The organism is Halothermothrix orenii H 168 (genome assembly GCF_000020485.1).
Lineage (GTDB): Bacteria > Bacillota > Halanaerobiia > Halanaerobiales > Halothermotrichaceae > Halothermothrix > Halothermothrix orenii.
In genome coordinates this window covers 1,926,106-1,938,774 of the sequence record NC_011899.1, presented here as the reverse complement: position 1 = coordinate 1,938,774, position 12,669 = coordinate 1,926,106, and the positions used below count along the sequence as shown (strand labels likewise).

Genomic DNA, 12,669 nt, shown 5'->3' with positions numbered 1-12,669 from the left:
ATTTAAATGTTATTGAAAGGGGCTTTTTGATGAGTGAGATTAGTTACCGTTCTATTCCCCTTTTTTCAGGGCTTAACGATGAACAACTTGACCTCTTGAAAAGTATTACCAATAAGAGAAGATATAAAGCCGGTGAAATACTTTTTTTTGAGGGTGATAAGCCCGATGCTTTTTATATAGTGGTAGAAGGGGAGATTCAGATAATAAAAGTTTCATATGACGGCAAGGAAAAAATTCTGGAGGTCATGGGTCCCGGTGACTTCTTTGGAGAGATGGCTATTATTGATAGTAAAGGGCGTTCAGCTACAGCCAGGGTTATCCGGGATTCCAGTCTTCTGGTTGTCGGAAACCAGGAATTTTTAAACCTGGTCAGGGAATACCCCTTTATTGCCCTTAAAATTATTGGAGAATTAAGCCGGAGGTTGCGGCAGGCCAATCAGGATATAGAGAGCCTTGCTTTTCTGGATGTTGAAACCCGGTTAAAAAAGTTTTTCAGGCGAATGACTGGTGAGATCCGGGATAACGGAGAAGCAGTAGTTATAGACAGGAATATAACACACCAGGATATTGCCAGATTTATCGGGACTTCCCGGGAGACAGTAACCCGGATTATAAATAAACTTAAAGATAAAGGGTTATTAGAAATTAAAAGAGAGAAAATAATTTTAAAAGATATCAATAAATGGTGATGAAGGTCACTTTCCTCCCTGAGTATATTTGTAATAATATAATTGCAGGATGCAGTTATTTACCGGGTGCTTCATAATTTATTTTTCTGGTTTTTGCTCCAAAATTGGGTTGTGAATAACTGATTACATTTTGCTTGCATTGTATTCTTTATACCTTAATTTTAAGGTCTTTTTAAGGCCCTGTCATTAACATGTTCGGGATTAAATTCAAAATCAGGGAGGGGGTTAATATGAAAAAGGTTTATGCTTTTCTTTTAGGCCTGTTGTTTTTTGCTGTAGTTATTGGTTTGCCGGTTGTTGCCGGTGCAGAGGATACTGGTCTTGATAAGGGAGTTCTGGTTGAACTTTCCTTAAAAATAAGTAGAATGGAGAATTTATCATCTTCAGAAAAAGAAGAATTACAGGATGCCCTTCTGGATATGATGTCTGAGGGTCAAGTAGATCCTATAAATGTATTAAACAAACTGGATAAAGTAATGAACAAGCTTGAGACAAATACGGCTGCAGAGGTTCAACTGAGGCTTATGTCTGAAGTAAATGTTTTAAACCGGGAAGCTGTGCAGAATATGGTTGAGAACGCCAATAAAAATCAGTTGAAAGAGGTAGCTGAAAAAATATGGGAGGCCCTGAAAAATGGCGTTCCTTCTGAAAAAGTAAATAATGCCCTCCAGACCAGGGAAGAAAATATGGAACAGGTCAGAAAACGCCTTGAAGAAATGACTGAAGAACGGGAAAGGTTACGGGAAAGGGACCATGAACAGGAACATAATGAAGAAGATCAGGAAGATAAGGATGGAGATGAAGAGGAGCAGGACGAAGATCAGAGAGAAGGAAAAACCGATGACAATGAAAAAGGAGATAAAAAAGATGACAGAAGACACGGTAAAAACGACCTGAAAAAAGACAGTGAAGATGATAGTGATGATGACGAGAATGCAAAAGATGATGAGGAAGAGCAGGATGAAGATGATAATGAAGGTCATAAGGGTATAGAACGGGACGAAGACTAGTGTAAAGAGTAAGCGGTAAGTTACGATAAAATATAGATATAGTTCAATAATAATCTGGATAATGAAAAGCCGGCCTGAGGCCGGTTTTTTTATTGATAATTTTTTAATATCTGGATATAATGGTTAAGGAAAGGAGGAATAGTAATGGGAAAGAAATTTGAAATTAAGAATGCCTGGCTGGAAATGGCCGGGGCCGAGAAAGAAGAAATAAATCAATTTAATAAAGATTATGCAGGATTCATTACAGTTAATAAGACAGAGCGGGAGTTTGTTAAGGCTGCTGTAGAACTACTGGAAAAGGAAGGATTTAAAAATTTAGAAGAGGTTCAAAAACTAAGAGAAGGTGACCGGGTATATAAGGTTAACCGGGACCGGGCCATTGCTGCTGCTGTAATCGGTCAGAGACCCTTGACCGATGGGTTGCGGATTGTTGGGGCCCACCTCGATTCACCCCGGATTGATTTAAAGCCCAATCCAGTGTATGAGGATAGTGAGCTAGTTTTCTTCAACACTCATTATTACGGGGGGATAAAAAAATATCAGTGGGTTTCAATTCCCCTGGCCCTTCATGGGGTTGTAGTCAAAGAGGATGGTACCAGAGTTGATGTTGTTATCGGTGAAAATGAATCTGACCCAATTTTTTACATAAGTGATTTATTACCTCATTTAAGTAAAGACCAGATGAAGAAGAAGATGACAGAAGGTATAACCGGGGAACAGCTGGATGTCCTCATCGGGAGTGTACCTGCCGGGGAAGAAGAAGATAGTGACAAGGTCAAGGTAAAATCAGCTGTGCTTGATTTATTAAATGAGAAATATGGAATTACCGAGGAGGATCTGGTTAGTGCTGACCTGAAGTTGGTACCCGCTTATAGAGCGAGAGACCTCGGCTTTGACCGGGGGCTTCTGGCCGGATACGGACATGATGATCGGGTCTGTAGCTATACAGCTTTGCGCGGATTAATAGATCTGGAAACACCAGAATATACCGGGGTTGCTCTTCTGGTTGATAAAGAAGAAATTGGAAGTATGGGGGCTACCGGAATGCAGTCCAGGTTTTTCGAGAACTGCCTGGCAGAGATGATTGATCTAACCGGTGAAGATTATAGTGATCTGGCTTTGAGAAAGGCCCTGGAAAATTCATGGGCCCTGTCGGCTGATGTCAATGCGGCCTTTGACCCCAACTTCTCTGATGTTTTTGATAAGGACAACTCTTCCTATCTGGGTAAGGGTGTCGTCTTAACCAAATATACCGGGGCCCGGGGTAAGTATAGTTCTTCTGAAGCCACTGCTGAATTTGTCGGCAGGGTTAGAGCTCTATTCAATAATGGTGGTGTACCCTGGCAGATTGGTGAACTCGGCAAGGTTGACCAGGGGGGCGGGGGTACTATCGCCCAGTTCCTGGCCAATTATAATATGGATGTTGTTGACTGTGGCCCTGCGGTTTTATCTATGCACTCTCCTTTTGAAGTTGTAAGCAAGGTTGATGTTTACAGTTCTTATTTAGCATACAGTGTTTTCTTTGGTAGTCAGGGTTAAATAATTACCGGTCAGGGGGTTACCTGGCCGGTTTTTTATTTAAATTTAAGGGTTTGTAAATTATTTAACATTAAAATTATTGATATGGTTTATAATATGAAGTGAATAGAAAGCATAAGGAGAGTGAAATAAAGATGGCCAAAATCGGTAGTGAAGACAAAGAGAGAATTAAAGAGTTATTCAGTGAGAACCTTGAGGGAGATGTTAATATTCATTTCTTTACAGATGGTGATGCCTGTGAGTACTGTGAAGATACCAGGGAAATTTTGGATGAAATCTCATCACTGGATGACAGAATTAATCTGACAGTTAACAATCTTGGAGAAGAAGAAGCTGAGAGGCTGGGAATAAATAGGGCACCGGCTATTGTATTCGTGGATGATGAGGGGGAAGATTTAGGTGTTCATTTTTATGGTATCCCCTCCGGTTATGAGTTTAACACCTTAATAGAGGATATTATTGACATTTCAAATAATGGCCCCCGGGACCTTGGAGATGATATTAAAGAACAAATCAAAGCTATTGATAAAGATGTTCGTCTTCAGGTATTTATTACTCCGACCTGTCCCTATTGCCCCAGGGCTGTCAGGGTTGCTCACCAGATGGCTATGCTTAACCCCAAAGTCAGGGGTGAGATGATTGAAGCTATTGAATTCAGGGACTTATCAGAAAAATATAATGTATCCGGGGTTCCTAAAACAGTTATTAATGATGGTGCTGCAGAACAGGTTGGAGCTGTTCCGGCCCAGGTTATTTTAAATAAAATAAAAGAAGTTTAAATCTGATTATACAATTACAGGTTATTTTTTGACTGGCATTTGTTCATATTTGCGCAATGTCAGGTAGTAAAGACCATTTTTAATAGAGATAATAAAAATCTAAAAGGGGAGGAATTTAAATGAGTAGACCAGTGGATGTAACTGATGGTAATTTTAGCAGGGAGGTTTTAAAGTCCGATAAACCTGTGGTGGTTGATTTCTGGGCTGAATGGTGTGCCCCCTGCCGGATGTTAACACCGGTTATAAAAAAGATTGCCAGGGAATACAGTGATAAAGTTAAGGTTTGCAAACTGAATGTTGATGAAAATCAGTCGACCGCAAGCCGTTATGGGGTTATGAGCATACCGACAATAATTCTCTTTGAAAATGGTAAGGTAAAAAAACAGGTTACCGGTTATATGCCAAAAAACACCCTTGTAAAAAAACTGGGTATAGAATAAAATGGTAGGCAGGGGATGGTAATTCCCTGCTTATTGTTTTATCCAGGGTTTTTTTATAGTTAATTTTTCTGGTTTCAGGCCCTGTTTTATAGCAACTATAAGTAATAAAAAAGGCAGGTGATAATATATGCTCACGGTAGAAAATGTTTTCCTGACCCTTGGTCATAAACAGGTATTAAGGGGGTTAAATCTCAGTTTTGAAAAGGGTAAAGCTTATGGGATAATCGGGCAGAACGGAGCTGGTAAAAGCTCTATTGCTTATCTTTTGATGGGGTTAGAGAGATATAAACCGGATAAAGGTAAGATTATTTTTGGAGGGGAAGATATAACCCCCCTTTCTGTTTATGAAAGGGCTAAAAGGGGAATAACCCTCGCCTGGCAGGAACCGGCCCGTTTTGAAGGTCTGAGTATTAAAGATTTTTTAACCCTAGGCAACCGCTATTCTCATGAAGAAGCCGGGGAATATTTAAAGCTTGTTGGACTTGATCCTGAGCGATATCTAAACCGGGAGATAGATGATAGTTTAAGTGGTGGAGAACGGAAAAGGGTTGAAATGGCTTCAGTTTTAATGGTCAAACCGGAGGTCGTAATCCTTGATGAACCTGATTCCGGTATCGATATTGGTTCATATGAAAAAGTCGTTCAGGTGGTGGACCACTTAAAGAAGAATGGCAGTATTGTCGTAGTTATAACCCATAATAATATCATGTTAAAAAGTATGGATTATGCTTATTTAATCTGTAATGGGGTGGCCTATCGCGAAGGTGCTCCCGGAGATATTCAGGAATTTTACGAAGATAAATGTGATAGCTGTGCTTTTGTGGATGAAGGGGGTGAGATTATTGAAGCTTAGTTTTGATGAAGAATTTAAAATGCTGGTAGATGCCTTTGAGAAAAGTGGTGGTGATGGTTCTGTCTTCAGTGAAGAAGACGGGGGCTTTCTTTTGATAAATGCCAACCGGGTGGTTGGTGTTAATGAAGTTGAGGGTTTAAAAATAGATACTGAACCACAGGATGATGGGGTCAAGGTCAGGATTGAGATTGCCGATGGAGCCCGGTTTAAAAAACCGATGCATATGTGTTTCGGGGTAACCCATAAAGAGGGGCTACAGTATATTCAGGCTGAGTATGTGGTCGGGGAGGATGCCGAGGTTCACCTGTTAGCCCACTGCAGTTTTCCCAAAGCTAAAAAAGTTATTCATAAAATGGATGCTGATATCCATCTGAAAAAAAACGCAATTCTAACCTATGAAGAGGTTCATTATCATGGGCAGGAAGCCGGAGTGGAGGTTATCCCTAAAACCAGGGCCAAACTTGATGAAGGAGCCTATTTTTTCAGTGAGTTTAAGCTGGTCAAGGGACGGGTTGGTAAACTTGATGTGGATATTGAAGTTGACCAGGCTAAAAAATCTGCCAGTAAATTAATAAGTAAGGTTTATGGTAAGGAAACCGATAGCATCAAAATAAAAGAAAGGTTAAATTTGAATGAAGAAGGAAGTAAGGGTCTGGCCAAGACCAGGGTTTTTGCAGCTGACCAGACCGTCAGTGAGGTCATTGGTGAAGCTTATGGTAATGCTCCCAATGTTAAAGGCCATATTGATTGTGTGGAAGCGGTTAAGGGGGAGGCAGAGGTAAGTGCTATTCCCATTATAAAAGTCAATAATGATCTGGCTGAGCTATCCCATGAAGCCAGTATCGGTAGAATAAACCAGAAACAGCTGGAAACATTGATTGCCAGAGGTTTGAGTGAGGATGAAGCCACAGATTTAATTGTCAATGGTATGCTCAGGTAGTTTTTTAGTGTCGGCAAGTTCCGGGCCTTTTCCTGGTTCTCTGGTGAATAATCTATTTATTTTGCCAGGAGTAACAGGAGCCGGCCCGGGTTTTCCTTTTTTTTATAAATTTTATTAAGTTGTAACATAATTTGTTGATACCGGGAAACTATATATTCACTAATTTTGGAAAAAGCCCTTCCCCATATTTAAAAAAACATATAAATATGGTATAATTTACGAGATGGCATAAATGTAGAAGTAGTGTTTAAAATTTGTTTTTACTCCTATTTTGTTTAATATTTTAGATTTTTTTGTATTTAGTTTTATATTTATATTGTTATACCTGTAGTTATACATTTTAGTTATATATTTCTACTATTTAATTAAATTTATATAATATATGGGGGTGGCTTTTTTGCAGAAAATATTGATTATCCATTCTGAAGAAGGTAATATAGAGGAAATTGCCAGAGGGATAGCAGAAGGGGCCAGGAAAAACGGACATCAGGTTGATATTCTCAGTACCCGGGACAGGGGACGGGTTGTATCCTTTTTCCCCTATGATTTGATACTGGTGGGCAGTCCAACACGGGGAATTTTCAAGGGGAAGATTGGTAAAGACTTACCCCCCTATCTAAGGGAATGTAAACGGACGGCCGGGAAAACAGCCATGGCCTTTGTTACTCCCAGATTTTTTGCAACTACAACAGCATTAAAAAAGGTAATGGCTGAGCTGGAGAAGCTTGGTTGTTTTGTTAAAAACTTCGCCAGTTTGAAGAACCGGGGTGAGGCTGTCAGGTTTGGTGAAAAGCTTTAATGATTTCCTCTTGTAAATACATAACGGATAGTATATAATATAGGAGGCGCCACAGTAGGCTTTGCCCGTTACTGTGGCTTTTTATTTTTGGCAGAAAAAGGAGGCTTTAAATGGGCCACCCTGTCAATATTAGAATTAAAAACAAACATACTCTGGTAGATGGTTTTCAGGATAAAATAGAATATGAAGGCCAGGGAAATTTTTATTTGAAGGATGATAGCTACTACCTGGTCTACCGGGACTATTCCGAAGGCCTGGATGGGGCCAGAACTACAGTTAAAATCAAAAAATCAAAGGATAGAGTTTTAATTAAAAGGGGTAGACCGGCTCCAGCAAAGCAGGTCTTTATGAGTGGACAAACCCTGGAAGGTTGGCTGAGGATTGATAACAGGCAGGTAGCAATTAAGACAAAAACAGAGGAAATTAACTGTAGTCTAAACAAGAGTGGGGGAGAACTCCATATAGAATATGAACTCTTTATAGGTGGCAGGTATTCTGGAAAATACAGCCTTTCTATTTTTTTAGAAATAAGTGAGTAAAAAATTATAATAAAGTCCTGGAACTTAACTATTAAGACTCTGGGAAATAAATGACATAAGGATAACTGTTATCACAGGAGTAATTTTGTTGTATAATGTTCAGTTGCTAGGGGGGTTTTTACATGAAGGAAGTTCTATTATCATTATTGTCCGGGATGATAGTCGGTGCTCTATTTTCTTTTGTTAAATTACCCATACCTGCCCCTCCAAATCTGGCAGGGGTTGCAGGAATAATCGGTATATTTCTTGGTTTTACTCTGGTGAAGAATATTTTATAATTCAGGAGGAGGGAATGAAGAAATATGACAAAATATATTTTTGTTACCGGGGGGGTAGTATCTGCCCTCGGTAAAGGGATAACGGCTGCCTCCCTGGGGAGGTTATTGAAGAGCAGGGGTCTAAAAGTCAGTATTCAGAAATTTGATCCTTATATAAATGTGGACCCCGGTACCATGAGTCCATACCAGCATGGAGAGGTTTTTGTTACTGATGATGGTGCAGAAACCGACCTGGACCTGGGCCATTATGAAAGGTTTATCGATGTTAACCTGAGTCAGAACAATAATGTAACCACAGGACAGATCTATGGATCGGTTATCCGCAAAGAACGGAAAGGTGAGTACCTGGGAGCAACCGTTCAGGTAATCCCCCATATCACCGATGAAATCAAATCAAGAATTACCCGGGTAGGCCGGGAAACCGATGCCGATGTAGTTATTACCGAAATCGGGGGAACAGTTGGTGATATCGAAAGTCTACCCTTTATTGAAGCCATCAGGCAATTGAAGAGTGATCTCGGCAAGGAGAATGTATTTTACCTTCACTGTACCCTTGTTCCCTATCTGCCAACTGCCGGGGAGTTAAAGACAAAGCCTACCCAGCACAGTATAAAGGAATTGAGGGGTATCGGTATTCAGCCTGATGCGATAGTATGCCGCTCTGACCGTAAGCTTACCCAGGATGTCAAGGATAAAATAGCCCTGTTTGGTGATATTGATAAGAGGGCCGTTATCCAGGCCGTGGATGCCAAAAATATTTATGAAGTCCCCCTTAAGTTTGAAAAAGAGGGACTGGCCACAATCGTTATTGATAAACTGGGCCTGGAAAATAAGGTTCATACCCCTGATCTCGAGGACTGGCAGGATATGGTCAACAAGATGAAACACCTTGATAACAGGGTCCGGATTGCTATAGTTGGTAAATATGTTGAATTACCCGATGCCTATATAAGTATAAATGAGGCTTTCAGGCATGCCGGGGTTGCCAATAATGCTGAAGTAGAGGTTAAATGGGTTTATGCCGAAGACCTGGAAGGAGATAGTTCCCCTGAAGAATACCTTGACGATGTGGATGGAATCCTGGTACCCGGTGGTTTTGGAGACCGGGGAATTGAGGGAAAGATAAAAGCCATTACCTATGCCCGGGAAAAGGGTATTCCTTTCTTCGGAATCTGTCTGGGTATGCAATGTGCTGTCATCGAGTTTTCCAGAAATGTAGCCGGTTATAAAGGGGCCAATAGTTCTGAATTTGATCTTGATACCGATCACCCCGTTATCGATCTTATGCCTGAGCAGAAAGAGATAGAGGATAAGGGAGGAACTATGCGTCTGGGTATTTACCCCTGTAAGCTTAGCTCCGGTACCAAAAGTTATGAAGCTTATCAGGATGAAATAATATATGAAAGACATCGCCATCGCTATGAGTTTAACAATGAATATAGAAATGAGTTAATAGAAAAAGGTCTGATTCTGGCCGGACTTTCCCCTGACGAAAGGCTGGTAGAAATTGTAGAATTACCGGATCATCCCTGGTTTGTTGGTGTACAGTTCCACCCTGAATTTAAGAGCAGGCCCAATAGGCCTCATCCGCTTTTTGTAGGATTTATCAGGGCAGCACTGGAAGAGAAATAAAATTAGACCAGTAAGTGGGGTGATACTATTAAAAGACAGTATTTTTTATTTGACCTGGACGGTACTCTATTACCCATTGATTTTGATATATTTTTAAAAAAATACTTTAAAGCCTTGACCAGGGAATTTTTAGATCTGGCTTCACCGGAGGAATTTATTAAAATACTAATGAAGTCTACTGAAGATATGATCAATAATGATGGCCAAAAAGTAAACAGGGTAGTTTTTGAAGAATCTTTTTTTAAATTACTAGAAGTAAATAACCCGGAGGAGATTATGGCCAGGTTTGATAAGTTTTACAGGGAACGGTTTCCATATCTGGGGGAAGGATTAGAAGTTGATAATACTTCCTGTAAAATAATTGAAATGTTAAAGAAAAAGGGTTATGGTCTGGTTCTGGCTACTAACCCTGTTTTTCCACCGGAAGCAATTAGAGAACGCTTGAGTTGGTCTGGACTTAAAGCCGATGACTTTGATTTTATCACCCATTATAATAATATGCATTATTGCAAACCGAACCTGAAATACTATAAGGAAATACTGAAAAATATCGGAGCCACCCCTTCCCGTTGCTATATGGTGGGTAATGATGTTGAGGAAGATATGGTAGCCGGTAGACTGGGAATAAAGACTTATCTGATCAAGGATAATTTAATAGAAAGAGGTAATTCAACTATTCCTGAACCAGACTGGCAGGGAAGCCTGGCAGGTCTTTTCGAGTATCTGAAGTTAAATAGTTAACTATAGAAGCCAAAGAGTTAACTATAAAAATTAATACTTGTTTTCAGGTATAAAACCCCCTTACCCGGGTAATAATGGTAATAACAGACCCGGGAGGGGGATTACTTATGAATGCTCAACATTTTAGAAAAAAAACACCCCTGTCTTTAAGGACTGACAACATTTATTTTTTTATGGGGTTATTAGCAGTATTCTGTGTACTGTTTTGTTTATCAGCCAGTGTTTATGCCTCTAATATAATTGAGGGTTACATAAAAGAGGTTAATCTCCAGAATAATACCATCCAGATTAATTCAGAAACTTACCAGATTAAGGATGAGGTTAATATTTACTATAATGGACACAAATCATCCCTGACAGCATGCCTGCCTCCGGGGCAGGAGCGGTATCAGTGGGGGGTATTGACCCTTGATGATAAAGGTCTTCCTGGAGAATTAAGGGTCTACTATAATGTAATTGAAGGTTTTGTTACGGAAGTTGATTATGAAAATAAAAAATTATACCTGAAGAAGTTTAACCAGGATAGATCTGATATTGATATGCCAGAGTTCTTCAACTGGAGAGAGGGTATAACCTCTGGAATAGGCAAGTTAAAGATTTTAAAACCAGGGGATTATATAGTTTTGATTGTTGGCCGGGGGCTGATACTTGAAATCCATAAGGACTTATAAGGATAATAAAATATTTAATTATAAGAAGGATTTTTCAAAAATATGGAGAATAGTAAGGGTGAGGAGGTGAAAACCTGGTTAGTAACTAATCAGGTTGATACAATATGGTTATTGAACATTCTTCCGCATTTGCTATGCGTTGCCCCACCTGTGGGCGACTGGAAGTCAACCAGTTGAATATATTTCAGCTTTCCGGCAATAAAACCCACCGGATAAAGTGTCAATGTGGTAGACAGAAAGTTTCTTTTAAAAGAAAGGGCCGGAAGTTTATCTCTATTAAGTTTTACTGTATTATATGTGACCGGGAACATGTAACTGTAATTCCCAGGGATGAATTTTTCACAAAAAACCACCTTAATGTCCTGGTATGTCCCAACACTGAGTTAAACCTGGGGTATTATGGTTCCTATTTACTACTACGGGAGGAGCTTAACCGTCAGCAGGAAGAATTAAATTCTATTGCCAATGAAATGGGTTTTGATGATTTTAATGATCCTGAAATCATGCTGGAGGTTTTAGACCATCTCCATGATATTGCAGCTGAGGGTTCTTTGTTCTGCGAATGCGGGAGTCATGATATAAATATAGATCTATTCTCAGATAAAATTCAGTTGCTGTGTAACAATTGTAATTCTTCATTGGTTGTTCCAGCATCTACCAGGGAAGATGTTGACCTGTTAAAAAATAAGGATGAGGTTATAATTAAAATGAGTAAAAAGCCTGGTAGCTCTAAGGATCCTAAAATAAATATTTAGGGCCAAATTATAATTACAACATAAAATAAAATTATAAAAATTATAAGGAGGAAATAAGTATGAATTTAGTTCCAATGGCAGAGATACTCAAAAAAGCTAACAAAGAAGGCTATGCAGTTGGTGGGTTTAACATTAATAATCTGGAATTTTTACAGGGGATCATAGAAGCTGCTGAGGAGATGAATTCCCCACTTATTTTACAGACCAGTGAAGGTGCTATTAAATATATTGGTATTGATTATGTTATTGGTATGGTGGAAGCAGCCACCAAAAATACTACTATTCCGGTTGCGCTGCACCTGGACCATGGTAGCAGCTTTGAGGTAGTTATGAAGTGTATCAGGCATGGCTATTCTTCAGTTATGATTGATGGCTCTCACTATCCCTTTGAAGAAAATGTAAGACTGGTTAAAAAGGTAGTAGAAGCAGCCCATTCAGTCGGAGTTAGTGTTGAAGCTGAGCTTGGGAAAATAGGTGGAACTGAAGATAATGTATCTGTAGATGAAAAAGATGCTACATATACTGACCCGGATGAGGCTGTTGAATTTGTGGAAAGAACAGGGGTAGATGCCCTGGCTATAGCTATTGGTACTGCTCATGGGGTATACAAGGGTAAGCCTGAACTTGATTTTGATCGTTTAACAGATATCAAATCTAAATTAGATATGCCGCTGGTATTACACGGTGCTTCCGGTGTTCCTACTGAAGATGTAGAAAAGGCTGTAAAGCTGGGAATCAATAAAGTTAATGTAAATACCGATTTCCAGCAGGCCTTTACAGAAAGAATAAAAGAAATATTTGATGAAAAGCCTGATCTCTATGACCCCCGCAAATATTGTGGGCCGGGTCGTGACGCCATTAAAGCTAAAGTTAAAGAGAAGATTAAAATGCTGGGTAGTCAGAATAAAGCCTGACCGGAATTAATGGGTTAACGGGTTATACAGGGTATTCCTGTGAAAGCAGGTATACCCTTTTCCTTATACCCCCTGTTCAATTACTGCCAC

The 12,669-nt window shown here is 39.6% G+C and carries 15 protein-coding genes; all 15 read left to right on the top strand.

The window, feature by feature from the left end; all coding sequences use genetic code 11:
• The first annotated feature begins 29 nt into the window (after positions 1-29).
• The 15 genes from HORE_RS09430 to HORE_RS09360 all read left to right on the top strand — a co-directional run bounded on the left by HORE_RS09430 (position 30) and on the right by HORE_RS09360 (position 12,579).
• A complete protein-coding gene (locus tag HORE_RS09430; protein WP_015923535.1) occupies positions 30-689 on the top strand; it encodes a Crp/Fnr family transcriptional regulator in 660 nt (219 codons plus the stop codon).
• Between the two features lie 230 nt (positions 690-919).
• Complete coding sequence (locus HORE_RS09425; RefSeq protein WP_015923534.1) at positions 920-1,699, top strand: hypothetical protein; 780 nt, start codon at positions 920-922, stop codon at positions 1,697-1,699.
• A 144-nt stretch (positions 1,700-1,843) separates the two neighbouring features.
• Positions 1,844-3,238 (top strand): aminopeptidase, encoded by a 1,395-nt coding sequence (locus HORE_RS09420; RefSeq protein WP_015923533.1) that lies wholly within the window; start codon positions 1,844-1,846, stop codon positions 3,236-3,238.
• 134 nt (positions 3,239-3,372) lie between these two features.
• Positions 3,373-4,017: a protein disulfide oxidoreductase gene (gene pdo / locus HORE_RS09415; RefSeq protein ID WP_015923532.1), complete on the top strand. Its 645-nt coding sequence runs from the start codon at positions 3,373-3,375 to the stop codon at positions 4,015-4,017.
• A 119-nt stretch (positions 4,018-4,136) separates the two neighbouring features.
• Positions 4,137-4,457: a thioredoxin gene (gene trxA, locus HORE_RS09410; RefSeq protein ID WP_015923531.1), complete on the top strand. Its 321-nt coding sequence runs from the start codon at positions 4,137-4,139 to the stop codon at positions 4,455-4,457.
• A gap of 127 nt (positions 4,458-4,584) precedes the next feature.
• The gene (locus tag HORE_RS09405; RefSeq protein ID WP_015923530.1) at positions 4,585-5,310 is read left to right on the top strand and encodes an ATP-binding cassette domain-containing protein; all 726 of its coding nucleotides are present in this window, start codon (positions 4,585-4,587) and stop codon (positions 5,308-5,310) included.
• Complete coding sequence (locus HORE_RS09400; RefSeq protein ID WP_015923529.1) at positions 5,300-6,250, top strand: SufB/SufD family protein; 951 nt, start codon at positions 5,300-5,302, stop codon at positions 6,248-6,250. The genes HORE_RS09405 and HORE_RS09400 overlap by 11 nt, the downstream gene beginning before the upstream one ends.
• A gap of 388 nt (positions 6,251-6,638) precedes the next feature.
• Positions 6,639-7,049, top strand: a complete 411-nt coding sequence (locus HORE_RS09395) for a flavodoxin family protein (protein ID WP_226984154.1) — start codon at positions 6,639-6,641, stop codon at positions 7,047-7,049.
• 110 nt (positions 7,050-7,159) lie between these two features.
• Complete coding sequence (locus HORE_RS12545; protein WP_015923527.1) at positions 7,160-7,588, top strand: YwiB family protein; 429 nt, start codon at positions 7,160-7,162, stop codon at positions 7,586-7,588.
• A gap of 122 nt (positions 7,589-7,710) precedes the next feature.
• Positions 7,711-7,866 carry a XapX domain-containing protein gene (locus HORE_RS09385; protein ID WP_015923526.1) on the top strand — a complete coding sequence of 52 codons (156 nt, stop codon included), beginning with the start codon at positions 7,711-7,713 and terminating at the stop codon, positions 7,864-7,866.
• A 24-nt stretch (positions 7,867-7,890) separates the two neighbouring features.
• A complete protein-coding gene (gene pyrG, locus HORE_RS09380; protein ID WP_015923525.1) occupies positions 7,891-9,498 on the top strand; it encodes a CTP synthase in 1,608 nt (535 codons plus the stop codon).
• 27 nt (positions 9,499-9,525) lie between these two features.
• Positions 9,526-10,239, top strand: coding sequence for an HAD family hydrolase (locus HORE_RS09375; protein WP_041606049.1), 714 nt, complete (start codon positions 9,526-9,528; stop codon positions 10,237-10,239).
• Between the two features lie 107 nt (positions 10,240-10,346).
• Positions 10,347-10,910 (top strand): hypothetical protein, encoded by a 564-nt coding sequence (locus tag HORE_RS09370; RefSeq protein ID WP_041606048.1) that lies wholly within the window; start codon positions 10,347-10,349, stop codon positions 10,908-10,910.
• A gap of 104 nt (positions 10,911-11,014) precedes the next feature.
• The gene (locus HORE_RS09365) at positions 11,015-11,665 is read left to right on the top strand and encodes a hypothetical protein (RefSeq protein WP_015923522.1); all 651 of its coding nucleotides are present in this window, start codon (positions 11,015-11,017) and stop codon (positions 11,663-11,665) included.
• 59 nt (positions 11,666-11,724) lie between these two features.
• Positions 11,725-12,579, top strand: a complete 855-nt coding sequence (locus tag HORE_RS09360) for a class II fructose-1,6-bisphosphate aldolase (protein ID WP_015923521.1) — start codon at positions 11,725-11,727, stop codon at positions 12,577-12,579.
• Positions 12,580-12,669: the final 90 nt, after the last annotated feature.

Bases quoted from the DNA above. Each gene is read 5' to 3' on its own strand.
- HORE_RS09370 (WP_041606048.1), top strand. From the start codon at position 10,347: ATGAATGCTCAACATTTTAGAAAAAAAACACCCCTGTCTTTAAGGACT.
- HORE_RS09420 (WP_015923533.1), top strand. From the start codon at position 1,844: ATGGGAAAGAAATTTGAAATTAAGAATGCCTGGCTGGAAATGGCCGGG.
- HORE_RS09430 (WP_015923535.1), top strand. From the start codon at position 30: ATGAGTGAGATTAGTTACCGTTCTATTCCCCTTTTTTCAGGGCTTAAC.
- pdo (WP_015923532.1), top strand. From the start codon at position 3,373: ATGGCCAAAATCGGTAGTGAAGACAAAGAGAGAATTAAAGAGTTATTC.
- HORE_RS09365 (WP_015923522.1), top strand. From the start codon at position 11,015: ATGGTTATTGAACATTCTTCCGCATTTGCTATGCGTTGCCCCACCTGT.
- trxA (WP_015923531.1), top strand. From the start codon at position 4,137: ATGAGTAGACCAGTGGATGTAACTGATGGTAATTTTAGCAGGGAGGTT.
- HORE_RS09385 (WP_015923526.1), top strand. From the start codon at position 7,711: ATGAAGGAAGTTCTATTATCATTATTGTCCGGGATGATAGTCGGTGCT.
- HORE_RS09405 (WP_015923530.1), top strand. From the start codon at position 4,585: ATGCTCACGGTAGAAAATGTTTTCCTGACCCTTGGTCATAAACAGGTA.
- HORE_RS12545 (WP_015923527.1), top strand. From the start codon at position 7,160: ATGGGCCACCCTGTCAATATTAGAATTAAAAACAAACATACTCTGGTA.
- pyrG (WP_015923525.1), top strand. From the start codon at position 7,891: ATGACAAAATATATTTTTGTTACCGGGGGGGTAGTATCTGCCCTCGGT.
- HORE_RS09360 (WP_015923521.1), top strand. From the start codon at position 11,725: ATGAATTTAGTTCCAATGGCAGAGATACTCAAAAAAGCTAACAAAGAA.
- HORE_RS09425 (WP_015923534.1), top strand. From the start codon at position 920: ATGAAAAAGGTTTATGCTTTTCTTTTAGGCCTGTTGTTTTTTGCTGTA.